Source organism: Aquirufa sp. HETE-40SA, from assembly GCF_054558635.1.
The window spans coordinates 1,112,908-1,128,718 of record NZ_JBPXKN010000001.1; the positions used below are offsets into that span (position 1 = coordinate 1,112,908).

At 40.7% G+C, this 15,811-nt stretch carries 16 protein-coding genes; 5 read left to right on the plus strand and 11 right to left on the minus strand.

Annotation, left to right across the window (positions count from 1 at the left end; genetic code table 11):
- Positions 1–4: 4 nt before the first annotated feature.
- Entirely contained in the window at positions 5–889 is an 885-nt protein-coding gene (locus ACRZ9O_RS04950) for a hydroxypyruvate isomerase family protein (protein ID WP_459456936.1), read from the plus strand.
- A 127-nt stretch (positions 890–1,016) separates the two neighbouring features.
- Positions 1,017–3,203: a T9SS type A sorting domain-containing protein gene (locus tag ACRZ9O_RS04955; protein WP_459456938.1), complete on the plus strand. Its 2,187-nt coding sequence runs from the start codon at positions 1,017–1,019 to the stop codon at positions 3,201–3,203.
- Here the strand turns inward: ACRZ9O_RS04955 and ACRZ9O_RS04960 are convergent.
- The 8 genes from ACRZ9O_RS04960 to ACRZ9O_RS04995 all read right to left on the minus strand — a co-directional run bounded on the left by ACRZ9O_RS04960 (position 3,184) and on the right by ACRZ9O_RS04995 (position 9,957).
- The gene (locus ACRZ9O_RS04960) at positions 3,184–3,957 is read right to left on the minus strand and encodes an SDR family NAD(P)-dependent oxidoreductase (RefSeq protein WP_459456940.1); all 774 of its coding nucleotides are present in this window, start codon (positions 3,955–3,957) and stop codon (positions 3,184–3,186) included. The two genes, ACRZ9O_RS04955 and ACRZ9O_RS04960, sit on opposite strands and share 20 nt — an antisense overlap.
- Before the next feature lie 62 nt (positions 3,958–4,019).
- Positions 4,020–5,705 (minus strand): tetratricopeptide repeat protein, encoded by a 1,686-nt coding sequence (locus tag ACRZ9O_RS04965; protein WP_459456942.1) that lies wholly within the window; start codon positions 5,703–5,705, stop codon positions 4,020–4,022.
- A 158-nt stretch (positions 5,706–5,863) separates the two neighbouring features.
- Positions 5,864–6,715: a PstS family phosphate ABC transporter substrate-binding protein gene (locus ACRZ9O_RS04970; RefSeq protein WP_459456944.1), complete on the minus strand. Its 852-nt coding sequence runs from the start codon at positions 6,713–6,715 to the stop codon at positions 5,864–5,866.
- Between the two features lie 28 nt (positions 6,716–6,743).
- Positions 6,744–6,986: a hypothetical protein gene (locus ACRZ9O_RS04975; protein ID WP_459456946.1), complete on the minus strand. Its 243-nt coding sequence runs from the start codon at positions 6,984–6,986 to the stop codon at positions 6,744–6,746.
- Between the two features lie 68 nt (positions 6,987–7,054).
- A complete protein-coding gene (locus ACRZ9O_RS04980) occupies positions 7,055–7,873 on the minus strand; it encodes an energy transducer TonB (protein WP_459456948.1) in 819 nt (272 codons plus the stop codon).
- Positions 7,874–7,907: 34 nt separating this feature from the next.
- Positions 7,908–8,426, minus strand: coding sequence for an ExbD/TolR family protein (locus tag ACRZ9O_RS04985; RefSeq protein ID WP_459456950.1), 519 nt, complete (start codon positions 8,424–8,426; stop codon positions 7,908–7,910).
- Between the two features lie 26 nt (positions 8,427–8,452).
- Positions 8,453–9,052, minus strand: a complete 600-nt coding sequence (locus tag ACRZ9O_RS04990) for an ExbD/TolR family protein (RefSeq protein WP_459456952.1) — start codon at positions 9,050–9,052, stop codon at positions 8,453–8,455.
- 68 nt (positions 9,053–9,120) lie between these two features.
- Positions 9,121–9,957, minus strand: a complete 837-nt coding sequence (locus tag ACRZ9O_RS04995) for a MotA/TolQ/ExbB proton channel family protein (RefSeq protein ID WP_459456954.1) — start codon at positions 9,955–9,957, stop codon at positions 9,121–9,123.
- A 348-nt stretch (positions 9,958–10,305) separates the two neighbouring features.
- Here ACRZ9O_RS04995 and ACRZ9O_RS05000 point away from each other — a divergent pair, with 348 nt between their 5' ends.
- On the plus strand, positions 10,306–10,638 hold the full coding sequence (locus ACRZ9O_RS05000) for a DciA family protein (protein ID WP_459456956.1): 333 nt from the start codon (positions 10,306–10,308) through the stop codon (positions 10,636–10,638).
- Here the strand turns inward: ACRZ9O_RS05000 and ACRZ9O_RS05005 are convergent.
- Genes ACRZ9O_RS05005 through ACRZ9O_RS05015 form a run of 3 tightly spaced genes read right to left on the minus strand, consistent with a single transcriptional unit; the run spans position 10,616 to position 13,129 of the window.
- Positions 10,616–11,755, minus strand: a complete 1,140-nt coding sequence (locus ACRZ9O_RS05005; RefSeq protein ID WP_459456958.1) for a glycosyltransferase family 87 protein — start codon at positions 11,753–11,755, stop codon at positions 10,616–10,618. The genes ACRZ9O_RS05000 and ACRZ9O_RS05005 overlap by 23 nt on opposite strands.
- Positions 11,745–12,515, minus strand: coding sequence for a polysaccharide deacetylase family protein (locus ACRZ9O_RS05010; RefSeq protein ID WP_459456960.1), 771 nt, complete (start codon positions 12,513–12,515; stop codon positions 11,745–11,747). The genes ACRZ9O_RS05005 and ACRZ9O_RS05010 overlap by 11 nt, the downstream gene beginning before the upstream one ends.
- Before the next feature lie 11 nt (positions 12,516–12,526).
- Entirely contained in the window at positions 12,527–13,129 is a 603-nt protein-coding gene (locus tag ACRZ9O_RS05015) for a glycosyltransferase (RefSeq protein WP_459456962.1), read from the minus strand.
- A 193-nt stretch (positions 13,130–13,322) separates the two neighbouring features.
- Here ACRZ9O_RS05015 and ACRZ9O_RS05020 point away from each other — a divergent pair, with 193 nt between their 5' ends.
- Both ACRZ9O_RS05020 and ACRZ9O_RS05025 read left to right on the plus strand, forming a co-directional pair.
- Entirely contained in the window at positions 13,323–14,228 is a 906-nt protein-coding gene (locus ACRZ9O_RS05020) for a S66 peptidase family protein (RefSeq protein ID WP_459456964.1), read from the plus strand.
- Between the two features lie 41 nt (positions 14,229–14,269).
- Positions 14,270–15,796 carry a YifB family Mg chelatase-like AAA ATPase gene (locus ACRZ9O_RS05025; RefSeq protein ID WP_459456966.1) on the plus strand — a complete coding sequence of 509 codons (1,527 nt, stop codon included), beginning with the start codon at positions 14,270–14,272 and terminating at the stop codon, positions 15,794–15,796.
- The last annotated feature ends 15 nt before the right edge of the window (positions 15,797–15,811 follow it).

Here is a 15,811-nt window from a genome sequence, read left to right on the forward strand (position 1 = left end):
ACCTATGGAAAACAAATTCAGCCGCAGAGACATCCTGAAAAGCTCTGCAGGATTCGCTGGCCTTGGCATGATGGGCCATCGTTTCACAGAAGCAGACAAACAGGTAGGACTTGACTTAAAAGGAAAGGTAAATCACTCCGCTTGTCGCTGGTGTTACCAAGATATCCCTTTTGAAGAATTAGTCATTAATGCTAAAAAAATTGGCTTAACGTCTATCGAATTAACAGGTCCTGAAGAATGGGACATTTTGAAAAAACACGACATGACAGCGGCGATTGGCTGGGGTAAATACCCGGATGGGATGGGCTTAACCAATTTTTTCAATAAAGTGGCTAACCACGATGCCCTAGTTTCTTTCTACGAGGATTTAATTCCACGCGCAGCGAAGGCAGGCATTAAAAACCTGATCACCTTCTCAGGAAATAGGAACGGAATGAGTGATGAGCAAGGTTTGATGAATTGCAAGAAAGGCCTTCAGCGCATTATGAAAACGGCAGAGCGCCACGATGTTACCATCTCTATGGAGTTATTGAATTCTAAGCTGAATCATAAAGATTACCAAGCAGATCACACCGAATGGGGTGCTGTACTTTGTGAGATGGTAGGCTCTGATAAGTTTAAATTACTCTACGATATCTACCACATGCAAATCATGGAAGGGGACGTAATTGCCACTATCAAGAAAAATCATCCATACATCTCCCACTACCATACGGGCGGCGTTCCTGGTCGAAACGAAATAGACGAAACACAAGAATTACAATACGCCTCTATCGTTCGAGCGATCTACGATACTGGCTACAAGGGCTACATTGGACAAGAATTTGTTCCAGCCCGCAAAGACAAAATGGCATCCCTAGAGCAAGCAGTGAAAATCTGCGATATCTAAGTTTATCTAGTTCTTTATAAAAACGCAAATCGCTCCCTGTGAGTGGTTTGCGTTTTTTATTTATCGGTTTCCTGATATTGATTTTCTCCGGCTTGTTTTGCCCTCGTTTTCTGCTCTATTTCGAGCCATGAAAACGCTCTTTTTCCTTTTATCTAGTTTCCTTTCCATCGCCCAATGTGCGACCATCAGCACACAACCCCTTTCTCAAATTAGCTGCGAAGGAGATTCCATTCGACTCACTGTTGCCAGTTCAGGTAGCACCTTTCAATGGGAAAAGCGTAGACCCACAGATACGAAGTATACAAGCATCACAAATGCGCGTTCTAAACGCTATTCCTTTCTTTCGGGGGGATCTACACACCCCACAGGAACCTATTATCGTTTAAAAATAACGTTAGATAAGTGTATTAGCTATTCTGATTCTGTGCTTTTGGTGCTTAGAAAAGCACCCATCATCTCAAGTATAAGCGTTTGCGAAAAGGCGCTTGTCCCCCTTTCCCCTTTGTATTTCTGGACACTCAATGGCTTACCAGTGGATTCAATTATCGCTCAACCCTTGCTTCATGGGGCTAAGCTAAAGGCATTTGTACGACACACCACCTATCCTACTGGAACTTGTGTCCTTGCTTCGAATGAAGTTAGTTTAAATGTAAGAACCTTACCCCTGGCTCCCTCGCATGTTGTTAAAATCGTCACAGCCTGCACAGGCCTACCCTTCTCTCTAAACGCCACCGGCTGTTCTCCATCATTAACATATTGGTATAATGCCTCTGGGGCAAAGCTGGGCGAAGGTAGTCGTTTGCCACTCGTGGCATCCGATAGTTCAATTTTTCGCGCATCCTGTGTCAAATCAGGTTGCGAAGGACCCTTGTCTACAGGGGTAAAAACAATCCTATTCACTATTCCATCCCCACCCATCAACACCTCAGCTACTTACTTTTGCTCAGATGTCACCATCACATTGCAAGCCAGTGGGGGGCTAGACAATATCTGGTATGAATCAGAGTTAACTAAATCGAACTTGAGTACGGCCACAGCATTAGTCATGAAAGCGATTCATAATACTAGCGCAAAAGATTCTATTCTAGTTCGATTCGCTTCCGTCAAAATCAACGACTGCGAGAGCGACCGCACACCCGTTATCTTTCGCATCAAACCACGTCTGAAACTCCTACCCCTTTTAGCTATTTCGTTAACGGGTGAAAGAACGATCATTCTACCTGAAGCCCAAACCTTTAATGGAACGCCACCCTATAAAATCTCTTACACCTCTACAGCCAAAAGTCTTTTAGGCCCTTATAGCTCCAATGGATTCCTATATAGAACCGTTACAGATTCACTAGGCTGCTATATAAAAGATACGACTCTGGTAAATTATGTACGAAATGGGCCGATCATTCACCATCTAACCTCACGCACTGAAACAAATTGCCTGATGAATAACTACCGCATTCGAATTGATGGCTGCCCGCTGAAAACCTCTGGATTAAATGCGTCGAAACGCCACGAATCCCCTCTAGCAGATTTCATCTTATCTGGGGGAAATTATACCTTCTTCTGCAATGATGGCCAGACGGACACCATTCAGTTGAATCTACCAATTTTAAAGCAACCTAGTTCGGTTGTTGATAAATCATTTACTAGCCACATTTGCGAAGCGGATAGCGCATTTCTTAGCCTCACAATTGATTCCAATGTACGTTTTGTTGGCTGGGAGAAGGATCACCACTTGTACTCTGAAGATAAGACCATTACAGGGCTATTACCTTCAGGAGAGTATCAAAATGTCTTAGAAGAAAATGGCTGTTTTTATCGTTCAGATATCATAACTCTTGAAAGAAGGCCTAATCCTCCTACCCCCAGACTAGAAAAAATGGGGGCCTTTTTTATCAAGGCACATTCAATAGGCATATCGGAATGGCTTATTGACAAAACTAGATCCACTGACAGTTTGAGTTTTCGAAAGATCACAGAAGGGCGAGAATTCTATGTTCGAGCTAAATGGATGCATAAGAATCTTGCCTGCTATTCTCCCTACTCTAATGTCTATTTGGTAGAAAGGCCTGCTGTTTACGAATTTACCGCCTACCCGAATCCAACTAACCGTATGCTTACCATTGAAATAGCGTATGATACAGAAAATGCGATGCTATATCTTTTCGATCTAAAAGGGGAAATGTTAGATGCTACTGAAATAAAAAATTCCAGTAGGATATTGAATTGGGATATATCCCGTTTCCCTACTGGAACTTATATACTAAAGCTAATCTCTGATGGAATTAGCCAAGAAAAGACTATTCGTAAATTCCTTTAGCTATTTTTTCTGAAAGGGCTTTCGGAGCTAACCAGGCTAAGAAAGCACCTAATTTATTAACTAAGCCGGTAATGACTTCTTGCTTTTTCGCAAACATGCCATCCACCGCTAACTTGGCCACCACAGCCGGAGTCATCGTTACTTTTTCAGCTGCCTTGCTAGCTTTTACAGGCAAGTTCGCTCGGTCATTAAAATTCGTAGTAGTGGCACCAGGGCTGACGGCTGTAACGGTAATTCCTTTAGCTTTCCATTCGTGAAACAAGCCACGGGAGAAGTTCAAGACGAATACTTTAGAGGCTGCGTAAACACTCATCAAAGGAATCGCCTGATAGGCTGTCGAGCTCGCAATATTTAATACGTAAGCTTGGCCTTTTCCTGAAAGCATTGGATAGAAACGGTAACACGATTCCACCAAAGCATTCATGTTAACTTGCATCATTTTTTGGGTTTCCTCAAACGAATATTTTTCAAATTCACCCACTAAACCATAGCCTGCATTATTCACCAAAATGCGTAGATCAATCTGCTTCGCTAACACCCATTCATAGAGCGTATTGACAGCAGTAGGATCCGCTAAGTCTGCCACTAGGTAATCCACCTCTAGAGAATACTTCTTCTGAATCTCCTCTTTTACCTGCTGAAGCTCATACGAATTGCGAGCTACTAATAACAGGTTATACCCTCTTTCTGCTAATTGCAAGGCAATTTCTTTGCCTATCCCTTTACTTCCTCCGGTAATGATTGCGTATGACATACTGTTTGCGTAAATGAAAAAAGCCGCCCAATGAGCAGCTTTTTCCGATGATTAATCTTTACTTATTTTTTAGGAGCCGCTGCTGGTGCAGGATTCAAATAATCGTTGACATCTTTGTCATCCGCTTTTATCTCCTGAGCTTTGGTGAAATAGTCTCTCACTTTAGCATCATCTTTCGTCACCGTTAAGTGATATCCCCCTAAGAATTTATAAGCTTCAAATAATTGATTTTTATCTTCTTTAAAAGCAGTTGATTTTTCTTCTTTTAATTTAGTTACCGTTTCTAAGAATTTCTCATAATAAGGAACTCCTAACCACTTCGTACCTGTATAATCAATTAAGTTATTAGCACGTGCACGATTCAAATAGAATGGAGGCCATTTGTCATTCACAGAGATCGCCTTTGCAAACAAAGTATCAGACTTCATCGCTATTAATGGGCGATTCAAGGTATCCGCTTTAGGTGTAAATGCAGCAACAAAGTAATAATCCATCGCAGCTTTGAAGTAATCTCCGGATCCTACTGTTTGGTTTTTCTTTTGTTTCCACTCAATACCCTTCAATGCAGCAGAAGCAGCATCATTATAACGCTTTTGTTTGTAGCGAATATCATGTATGATATTATATACGTTATTATTAGTGTCAAGAGGTGCAGCACGCTCTAAATAATTTAACGCAATAGAATCTTTCCCTAGACCCTGATATCCTTTTCCAAAATACAGATCATCCATATAATATGGCTTCACACCAGAACGAACCATACCTTCCAAGTTATCAATCCCTTGTTGGTAGTTCTTCATTTCAACATGAGAATAACCACGCATACGGTAAATATCATTGTCTTTCACTCCTTTCTTATCTGCCTCATCCGTGTATTTCATCGCCCCTTCATAATCTTGAGATAAGAACAATAATTTAGCTGTTTCCAAAGTAACTTCAGGAGTAGCTTCTGCTTTCTCTAGATACTTTCTGAAATAGCGAGAAGCATTTTTATATTGGCTACCTACGATTAAATACTCCCCATAACGCTTGTGTGCTGGCGCAAAGTTTGAATCCAAGTCAATCGCCTCTTTATAACGAGTTTGTGTCTCACGGTAGTTTTTACCACGTAAAAACACGGTACCGATTTTCACCTTGGCTTTCACGTTTCTAGGATCTTGCAATAAAGCTTGCTCATAGGAAGAAACCGCGTTGCCACCATCATTTTTAATCAGGAAGGCATCACCACGAACGATCATCTGTTCTGCATTCGGACCCTTCTTCGTTTTCTCTAACATCAAGTCGATTAAACGAATAGCCTCAGCAGGGTCGTTGTTATTCGCATTGAATTCTGGATCGCGCCCTAATTTATAGAACATGGAATACGCCTCAGCGATACGGTGAAGAACATCTCCATTCTTATATTTCGTTTCAGTCAAAATACGGTCAAAATCTACTTTCGCTTCATTTACCTTATTTTGGCCTACTTTAATCGATGCTAAACCTACTTGATTCAAATAGTTTTTAGGATCTGCTACCAAGCCTTTCTTGAAAGCATCTTCAGCTCCTGCCCAATCTCTACGAGATAAATGGTAGTAACCTAAATAATAATAGTTTTCCCCAGTTGGAGAAGCCGTCACTAAACCTTCAAAAACTTGTTTAGCTCTAGTAGGCTGATCGCGATCGATTAAGTGTAATCCGTCTGCGATAGTTTGTCCCATTGCCAAATTGGTGATCAATAAACTGACTGCCAATATCCACGATTTCATTTTCTTCATTTTGTTATTTTAATTAATAGCTTTCAAAAAATTTCCTAGGCCTCGAACACCGAAATGTCCAATTTTATACACTTAACTTTAAATTCGTAAGAACAACAAAAATAAAAACAATCTTCTATTTTCCCTACTTTACACAAAATAAAAATAAACTATTGATTGATTTGATAGGTACGAATCGTGATAGGTCGGGTCAAAGGAATTAATCCCGCCTTTAATACAATAAGTTGTCCCAAATCTCCAGATACATAATTTAAGAAGCCAGTTCCTAAGCCTTGATGTGCTTCTTTCAAAATATATTTGATTTCACGACGTAAAGGGTACTTTTTTAAGGCCAAATTATAGCCAAAAGGCTGAGTATAAGGCATCCCCTTACCTTCAGCTACAGACATCACATGCACGGATCTAATAAATCCAAGCGAGGTGGGATTATCCCCATCACTAATCCAATTAGATCCTACAATACCTATCGATCGCGGATCACTTTTCACCTGTTTAATGACTTCTGGATTAGACCCAGCGGCCACCACATATAATTTCTCCGAACTCGAAATCTTTAATTTGTCTAATAAAAATTTTAAATTACTTGAATTCGCTTTGTCTACTACAAGCGTATATTTGGATGAAGCCCCTACCATTAAATCCCTTAAATCAGCTAAGGTAATTAATGTATCCGTATTAGACTTATTAGCTAAAAGAGCGATGCCATCCGCTGCGATATTAAAGCTTCGGTAGGTAACCGACTTACGCGTAAAATTTTCTTTTTCTTTGGCCGTCAAATCACGTGTAACCACCACTCCACGAATCTTGTCATTCAGCATATCTGCGATAACTTCATTCTCAGGACTAAACTTATACTTGATTTTAGCGTATTTATACTGCTCCTCGAATGCCGTCTTCTCAGCCTTCATCAAAGGCTCAAAAGACTCATCTACCCCGAGAGTAATTTCCCCAACTGTGGCTGAATCCTTAGGTGTCTCCTTTTTATCGGTAGAGCACTGCAAAAAAATTAGCCCGATTAGTAGAGCTAAACTAATATTTCTGGTATTCTTCATCATCTTCATCGGTAGCGTTATAATAGGTATAGGCTTTCCAAATCCGAAACAAGCCATAGACCATAAATAGTAATCCAAACAAAACAATGGTAGGTACACCAAAATTAGTACCTAAATCAAACTCCGAAAAAAACGCCACATACATACCTAAAAGAAAATAGGCTAGGGCAACGATCAAACGAAATCCGACATTAATCCAAATAGCAATAGGTCTTTTCATTTTCTTTAAAAAAACAGACCTGCTAAAAATACATTCAGCAGGTCTGTCTATGGTTAAGCGTTTATATCTTATTCAGATAAAACGAACGTGATCGGTTGAGTAAAACGAGATCTAACCGCGCGTCCAGATTGCTTTCCTGGATTCCATTTAGGCATAGCCTTAATTACGCGAATAGCTTCCTCATCACATCCGAAACCAACTCCTTTCAAAACTTGTACGTCTTGAACTGAACCGTCCGTATTTACAACGAATGATACGAATACTCTACCACCTACGTTTGCACGCTGAGCAGCAGATGGGTATTTTAACGTTTTCTGTAAGAAACGTCCCCATGCACCCGGACCTCCAGGGAATTCAGCTTGTTGCTCTACTGCCGTGAAGATTTCATCTTCAGCTGGCTTAGGAGGCTCAACAGGCTCAGCTCCTTTCGCATCTGGATCTACTGGTGGTTCATACGTCTCCGATTCACCCTTCACCGTTTCAGATGCGGTATTACCTCTTACCTCTTCAGGGGGAGGTTCTGGCTTCGTTACTTCCTCATCATGCTTGATTTCTGGAGGTAAGAATTTCGTCGTTGTCACCTTAGGGATTTCCTTGGGTGGTGGCGGTGGCGGCGGTGGAGGCAACTCAACCTTTTTAGGTGGAGCAGGCTTGTCCAATTTCATTACTTCAGCAGTCACCTCAGTCTTATCTTCCGCTGCTGCAGTTAACTGTTTCCAGAAAGCTGCTAACAAAAGAGCACCGACAAAGAGTGCAGAGCCTAGTAATACGGACCGCTTCATTACTTTAGGATACGTCTTCCTTAAAACAAAAGCTCCGAATTCACGGTTTTTGTTTTTGAAGATAATATCATCCAAAGTAGCATCTTGGCTTATTACTTGTGACATAATATTCGTTTAATTTAAAATTAATTTAATAAGCTTATTTTCCTGATCGTTTAATCAATGCTTCCGTATCCGGATCGATTTCTAATAAAGCATAACGCTTGTTATTAGTAATCGCACATTCATCAAGCATGTCAATCATATTGCGATACTTCGCATTTTTGGTTGGCTTGATCACGATAGTAAAATTATTACCCACTTTCGCTTTCAGATCCGCGATAACCTTGCGAATTCCTGTTTCCGAATAGTTAGTAACTTGCATTACCGTACCTGCTTCAGTAGGGATACCTTGGTAATAATACACCTTATTCTCATCTGGACACACCGTAAGTGTTTCCGATAATTTTACTGGTGATGTTTCCTTTGTATCCGTTTTATCAGGCATGTTTAATTGCATGGTAACGGGCTTTGCTAACGTTGTAGTTAACATAAAGAAAGTAATCAAAAGGAAGCCTAAGTCCACCATAGGTGTCATGTCGATTTTGGTCGACATTTTCTTACTGCGCTTCTTTCCTCCGCCTTTCTTCCCGCCACCGGAGCTATCTATTTCTGCCATTTCTTTTCGTAATTAAAAATGAAAATTTATTTCGGTTTGTTTTCCGGTCCAGTTACTAATTGGAAGATATTGATGTTCTGAGCCTGCAAAGTACCGATGATATCAGCAAACACTTTGTAGTTAGAATTTTGATCTCCTTTAATAGCAACTTTCAACTCTGGATTAGACAATTTCGCATAACCTACCCAATACGAAAGCTCGTTATTAGATGAGTCAATTGGAATTCCCTTACTTAGCTTTTTAGCATCTGCAGGTTTCATATTTAACACCTGACGCATAGCTCCAAGAGGATAGCCTACAATTTCCGAAGACATAAAGTTCTTCTTCATTTCAGCCGTTATAGCGACACCATAGCGATTAGCCATACGCTCTAACATAAACTCTCTTGCCATTTGATCATCAGTTGCCAAATAAACTCCACCTTCTGGTGAAACACTAACCATTAGCATACCATCTTTCACATTCAAAGGTTTCTCTGAAATTGATGATGGTGGTGTGATTGTAACTGCCTCTTCTGGACGGAACTTCGCGGTTAACATGAAGAACGTCAATAGAAGAAAAGCCACATCACACATCGCTGTCATGTCGAGTGAGACACTTTGTCTTTTGGCTTTAACTTTTGGCATAACAATTATTTTTTTGAACTGTGAATAAAATTGAATGAAAGGGCTAGGCCCCTAAATCGGTTCAAATATTAATTGTGATGCGTAGCGTAGTTTTGGTTAACACTTAAGCCGATTTCATCGATGCTATAAGTTAACTCATCAATTTTCGCTGTAAACACGTTGTATGCAATGATACAGATCGCTGAAGTACCGATACCTAATGCTGTGTTGATTAGGGCTTCAGAGATACCATTTGCTAACGCTGATGAGTCAGTTGATCCACCTGAGTTACCTAATGACGCGAAGGCCTTAATCATACCAATTACCGTTCCTAATAGACCGATCAAAGTTGATACCGATGCTAATGTTGCGATGATTGTTAAGTTTTTCTCTAACATTGGCAATTCTAATGAAGTAGCTTCTTCCACTTCTTTGCTCAATGCAGCTAATTTTTGCTCTTTATCAAGACCTTTATCAGTTGTTAAAGCCTTGTATTTTTTGATGGCAGCTAATGTAACATTACCTACAGATCCTTTTTGCTTATCACAAGCTTTCAAAGCACCTTCTACATCGTCTTTATCTAAAGAAGATTGAATAGAACGAACGAATGCGTTTACTTCACCAGTTCCTTTTGCTTTACCGATAGTAATCATACGCTCAATTGAGAATGTTAATGCAGTTAAGAAACAAGTCATCAAAACTGGCACGATAACTCCACCTTTGTAAACTACACCAAAGTAGTCACCTGGAAGTGGGTGTCCTTCATTCGTTCCTCCTTCAAAGTGAGATCCATCTCCCATGACAAGGGTGTAAATTGCAATCGCAATAGCGAATAGGACAATTAGAATTAAACCTGCAGAAATACCGCCAGATTTTTTTTCGGTTGCAGCTGGCTTAGCAGCTGGCTTTGGTTGTTGTGTACTCATTAGTTTGGTAATTTGGGGTTAAAGAATTATTTTTTAATAAAACTTGTAGAAAATGCGGCGATCGTAGTTTTCATAGTTTTGACTTTCGCTTTCCTTTTCGTTAAAGGCAAAAGTAATAGAATTCTAATATAATTTTCATCCTTTAAATAATCATTGTAGGGTTCCTAGCAGGTCACAGAAATAGGACTATTGTACTAATCTGATATTTTCTTCAATTTATCGAAAGAATTAGAGTACTATTTTGGGATTATTAAATTAAAAAAAAATCAAAAAAAAATTAAATAATGCGGAGAATTTCCTGATTTAACCTAATTATTTGGCTTAAATTTGGCAGATAAAATATCCTGCATGATCGATTCACCATTCAATCCAAAAGGTCCTAGAGCTTCCACTCGAAGCAAGGATAATATGAGCTTGAAAGAAGCAATCGAATCCCTTTTGCGTGTATATAAGTTGCAGAATAAATTCGACGAGACCTATATCGTGGCACATTGGGAAGAAATTATGGGGAAACCAATCGCTGCTAGAACAACCAAGATTTATATAAAGGATAAAAAACTATTTTTAGGAATCGATTCCGCCCCCTTAAAGAAAGAGCTTTTAATGGCGAAACAGAAAATGATTGAGCTATTGAATAAAACCGCCCAGCAGGACATCATCATTGAGGTTGTTTTCCTTTAAATAGATCCCAAGCTAACCAGATCCAAACACCGAATAAAGGTAATATCATCAGGGCAAACGGATTGATAAATTCATTCCTTATATAGGCTGGGAATAGATCGGTAGGTGTAAAACTTGAAATGAATAAAGTAAAGATCAACATTGCCCAGCTTTCTTTCGTTTTTTCTCCTAAAACAAACCAAATTCCTACGGCTGGGAAAGCCATTAACAAGGTGGGTGATTCAGTTCCTGTACTTGCTAACACAATATATAAAAGCACGAACGCCAATATTCGGAGTCTAAATTCAGGATCAGACCATTTCTTTGTTTGGAAAAACAAAAATGCATTTAGTACCATGGATGGAATGATAAACCAGGCATTCGAGATATTCGGGTCGCCTGTCCAGCGGCGCATCATTCCCATGACGCAAAGATCTGTACGAATATTTTGTATATTTTCATTTAATTCATTTTTGTGCGCTAAAATACCCATCCAATCGCGGTAAGTAGATAGACCATAATTGAATCCTCCAAGAATCAAAGGGGTAAATCCAATCAAAAACATCCAGAAAACGAAGTAGGCGGCGAAACGGAGGCGATCTTTGGCAAAAAAGAAAAAAGCTAATCCAACCACACCGTATAATTTAATATAGATCCCTAAAACGATCCAAAGCGTTGCCCAGAAATATTTTTTTTTCTCTACGCAGATATAGGACCAAATGATTAAGGCCAAACATAGCGCGTGAAATTGGGTATTCAACAGGGCTGTTATGGATGAATTCAACACAATCCAGGTGATGGCACCACGCTTGTTTTCCACTAGGGGTAGATGCCATAGAGATACAAAAAGGACTAACGAATTCAATACATTCCATAAAATTAGACTAGGCCCATCACTCAAAAAAGAAAACGGGGCCATCAAAATGGCGAAAATAGGACCGTATAAATAGAGATCAAAATACTCCTTAGGGTATTCTAAATACAAGGGCATCCGATGAATGAAATGCCCAAAACTTGCCTTGAATATCTGGAAATTATTGTAATGAGAACTTACTGCGCTTAAAAGAAACTGTTTAGCACCTGTGACTAAACCCGCCAAAGCCCAGATTGCCAGTAAGGTGGATTTCTTATTCATCATTTTTTACCATTTTTGCTATCGTTGTAAACTCTCCCTCCCCTTTCATCTGATGTAAAAAAGAGCGCAATTTATCACGTAAAGGTCCATTATGACCTCTTTTCACATGTGCAGGCAAGGGATATTTACTTAAATCAGCAAACTCCCACGGGTGAAAATAGATGTTCAAAAAGCCCTGTTTGCGCAAGGTTCGTTTCGCTAAAATAGCATAAATCCACAGCGGAAAGTTCTTAAAAGCAAGCCAAAAAAGTGGAATACGTAGCCAAGGGCTCACCGATGCAGGCACATTCCATAAGCCTTTTTCAAAAAAGGGTTTCGTCGGTTGGTCTCGATGATCATAGCGCCCTGGTATCCAGGTGGGATTTAAGGAAGAATGGTAGCTATAACCTGCCTTCAAAATCTCGCCTTCTTCCACATATTGCATTCGTGCCATTCGGAAGCCTTTCACTGGTTTTCCGCTCAATTTTTCCAATAAATCCTTGGAGTTTTTAAGGTCTGTAGATGCATCAAAATGCCCGTGAAAATAGCCGTGAGAAGCTAATTCGTGAATTGGATTTAGGGACTTTATCCAATCTGGATTATTCTCAGCATAAACTCCCGTACAGAAAATAGTTACCGGGACTCCGGCCTCCTCTACGATCTGCATAAAATGTGCTACACCTTCTTTGGAAATAGCCAGCTGCTCTTCTAATGGAATTGAAAAGCCATATTCCAACGGAATATCACATTCTTCTACATCCAGCGTGATTAGAATCGGCATCATTTTTCGCATTTTCATCGGTTTCCGCTAAATAAGATGGAGGTAAAATTGACTAACTCGGTCAAAATCGTCCTAGCCCGCATAGTCGAAAACACAATTCCCTCTCTTGCTTGAACATAAATCCATTGAATCCGAATAGTCGGATTTTTAGAGGCCAAAACCAAAAATTCCATATCAAAAAGAAAGGCAGAAATTTGAGTTTTCAAGAAAACCTCCTTTCCCTTTTGATTAAATCCTTTCAAGCCTGATTGCGTGTCTTTCACTTTCAATTGTGGGAAAAACAAATAGTTCATCAGCTTCAGCGAAAGAGAAAATACCTTGCGTCTCAAGGGTAATTGATCATAATATTGCTCGTCGCGTACCCCCACTACAATATCAGCGGCATCCGAAGAAAGTAGGCGATACATCTCCACTGCATTTTCTATCAAATAAGGATAGTCCGCATCTGTATAAATGACCCATTTACCGGTGGTTAGGCGAACAGCATCGCGTAATGCGCCTCCTTTTCCCTGATTCACTTCAGAATCGATATACGTAAATCCGCTCATTTTTTCAGATAATAAACGTATATCCGCTGGGCGAATCCCGGATTTACTTCCATCATTCACTAAATACATCTGAATGCTCGTCCCCGCCGGAATTGCGTCTGTAAATAAGGTATAATAGTGTAGTAATTCCTCCGCCCAGCCCGGATGCGGGTTGTAAATGGGATGTACAAGATTTAAATCTGCAGGTGCGATAGGAAAGAATTTTTACAATATTACGAAATTTAGCCCTTGAGGATCCTAAAAAAAAGCAGATATTTACGCTATGACCCAGATCATCCCCCCGTATTTAAAGCCTGGCGACGAAGTTGCCATTTTATCCCCTGCCTCTTTCCCTCCTACGGAAAATTGGAAACAGGGTGTCGAGGTGCTCGAAAGCTGGGGGCTTCGGGTGCGAAATGCGCCTAATTACTTGTCTCGTCATTTTGGCTTAGGCGGCACGGATGAGGAACGTTTATCGGATTTACAGCAAATGCTGGACGATCCTTCGATTAAGGCCATATTCCCGATTCGAGGTGGATATGGGTCGTCCCGTTTATTAGATTCATTGAATTTTTCGGGCTTTAAATCGAATCCCAAATGGATCGTTGGTTTCTCTGACATTACTGCCCTCTTATGTGAGGTTGATCGCTTAGGTTTTGCCAGTATTCACGGTCCTATGCCTCATAATTTTTGCCAAAAAGGCGGAGAATCCGCCTTGCAAAACTTGTATACCGCGCTATTTGAGGGTGTGGTTTCTGTATCAGCTCCGGCGCACCCTTTGAACCGCTTAGGTGAGGCCTCCGCGGAGATCATTGGCGGAAATTTATCGCTTTTATGCCACTTAGTGGGCTCCCCCACTTTCGGATCGACGGACGGTAAAATCTTATTTATTGAAGAAGTGGGTGAACGATTATACCATGTAGATCGAATGCTTTTGCAATTAAAACGCGCTGGCTTTTTCCAAAACTTAGCGGGCCTCATCGTGGGCGGCTTTACAGATTGCCAAGAAGCGAGTTTAACGATTGGAAAAACAGCTTTTGAGTTAGTGGCCGAACATACTTTGGGAACTTCATACCCTATTGCATTCGATTTTCCAGCGGGCCATATTCCTACTAACCAGCCATTGGTTTTTGGTGTAAAAACCAGGTTCTTGGTAAATTCTCAAGGTACTCAGTTAACTGATATTTAATACGGTTCTTTCCCCCTAACATTGTGTCTTAAACGACCACTATGTTAGCAAAGACTTTTGGCAGTGCCCTCGTAGGCATTCACGCCTCCATTATCACCATTGAAACCCACGTAGGACAAGGATCCAAATGTTATCTGGTGGGTCTTCCCGATTCCACCATTAAAGAATCCATTCAACGCGTCGAATCCGCCATTAAGCAAATCGGTTATTTTTTTCCCCGTAGAAAAGTAGTAATCAACCTTGCCCCAGCAGACATTCGCAAAGAAGGCTCCGGCTACGACCTCCCCATTGCCTTGGGATTATTGCAAGCGTCTGAACAGACAAAAATGATCGGACTTGCCGACTATTTAATTATGGGAGAACTTTCCTTAACAGGAGAAATTCGTCCCATTAAAGGTGCCCTTTCTATGGCAATCGAGGCCAAAAAACAAGGCATCAAATCCCTCATTCTTCCTCGAGAAAATGCTGTAGAGGCCGCCTTGATAGATGGTTTGGACATTTATGGAATGGTCAATTTACGCGATACCATTCGATTCTTGCATGGAAGAAAACAAGCAACGGTGAAAGCACCTAGCACTTTGCAAGTTAATCTACCGTATGAAGACGATTTCTCCCAAATAAAAGGCCAAGAAAAAGACAAACGAGCGATTGAAATTGCTGTGGCTGGTGGGCACAACCTGATACTAGTGGGTCCTCCTGGTTCAGGTAAAACAATGATGGCAAAACGTATTCCATCCATCATGCCTCCGATGAACCTCAGCGAGATCATCGAAACAACCCAAATTCACTCTATCGTGGGAAAGCTAAGTTCAGAAAATCCACTGATTACCGAAAGACCATTTCGTGCCCTGCACCACAGTATATCTGCTCCTGCATTAATAGGTGGGCGGACGAATCCACAACCTGGAGAAATTTCACTAGCCCACCAAGGAGTATTGTTCCTTGATGAACTCCCAGAATTTCAACGGCACGTTTTAGAGCTATTAAGACAGCCTTTAGAAGAACGAAAAGTTCCCATCTCTCGCGCACACGGAACAGTGGAATTTCCGGCAAATTTTCTATTGATCTCTGCCATGAACCCCTGCCCCTGTGGTTACTTTCATCACCCAGATAAACCATGCACCTGCAAACCATTTCAAGTAGATCGCTACCTCCATCGTATTTCAGGGCCCTTATTAGATCGAATCGATATGCACCTAGAAGTATTCCCCTTAAAATACACCGAAATGTTTAATGAACAGGCAAGTGAAACAAGTGCTCTTATTCGAGAACGCATAATTAAAGCTAGGAATACGCAAAAGGATCGCTTTGTTGATTTGGCGAAAATTCAAACAAATGCCGAAATGAATTCTGAGCAAGTCAAACAAGTTTGTGTGCTTGATCCCTCTTCAACCACTCTTCTTCAAACCGCTATAGAAAAACTGCAGTTGTCCGCAAGAGCTCACGATCGAATTTTAAAAATGGCGAGAACCATTGCAGACCTAGCTTATTCGTCTTCAATACAGACGAAACACGTAGCTGAGGCCATCACCTACCGAAATTTAGATCGTGAAAATTGGTCAGGCTAATTGCGTTTTTCTTGG

Coding starts and splice junctions, on each gene's coding strand:
- ACRZ9O_RS04980 (WP_459456948.1), bottom strand. CDS start 7,873: ATGTCACAAGTAATAAGCCAAGATGCTACTTTGGATGATATTATCTTC.
- ACRZ9O_RS04995 (WP_459456954.1), bottom strand. CDS start 9,957: ATGAGTACACAACAACCAAAGCCAGCTGCTAAGCCAGCTGCAACCGAA.
- ACRZ9O_RS04965 (WP_459456942.1), bottom strand. CDS start 5,705: ATGAAATCGTGGATATTGGCAGTCAGTTTATTGATCACCAATTTGGCA.
- ACRZ9O_RS04990 (WP_459456952.1), bottom strand. CDS start 9,052: ATGCCAAAAGTTAAAGCCAAAAGACAAAGTGTCTCACTCGACATGACA.
- ACRZ9O_RS04960 (WP_459456940.1), bottom strand. CDS start 3,957: ATGTCATACGCAATCATTACCGGAGGAAGTAAAGGGATAGGCAAAGAA.
- ACRZ9O_RS04950 (WP_459456936.1), top strand. CDS start 5: ATGGAAAACAAATTCAGCCGCAGAGACATCCTGAAAAGCTCTGCAGGA.
- ACRZ9O_RS04955 (WP_459456938.1), top strand. CDS start 1,017: ATGAAAACGCTCTTTTTCCTTTTATCTAGTTTCCTTTCCATCGCCCAA.
- ACRZ9O_RS05010 (WP_459456960.1), bottom strand. CDS start 12,515: ATGATGCCGATTCTAATCACGCTGGATGTAGAAGAATGTGATATTCCG.
- ACRZ9O_RS04985 (WP_459456950.1), bottom strand. CDS start 8,426: ATGGCAGAAATAGATAGCTCCGGTGGCGGGAAGAAAGGCGGAGGAAAG.
- ACRZ9O_RS05025 (WP_459456966.1), top strand. CDS start 14,270: ATGTTAGCAAAGACTTTTGGCAGTGCCCTCGTAGGCATTCACGCCTCC.
- ACRZ9O_RS05005 (WP_459456958.1), bottom strand. CDS start 11,755: ATGATGAATAAGAAATCCACCTTACTGGCAATCTGGGCTTTGGCGGGT.
- ACRZ9O_RS05000 (WP_459456956.1), top strand. CDS start 10,306: ATGATCGATTCACCATTCAATCCAAAAGGTCCTAGAGCTTCCACTCGA.
- ACRZ9O_RS05015 (WP_459456962.1), bottom strand. CDS start 13,129: ATGTATTTAGTGAATGATGGAAGTAAATCCGGGATTCGCCCAGCGGAT.
- ACRZ9O_RS05020 (WP_459456964.1), top strand. CDS start 13,323: ATGACCCAGATCATCCCCCCGTATTTAAAGCCTGGCGACGAAGTTGCC.
- ACRZ9O_RS04975 (WP_459456946.1), bottom strand. CDS start 6,986: ATGAAAAGACCTATTGCTATTTGGATTAATGTCGGATTTCGTTTGATC.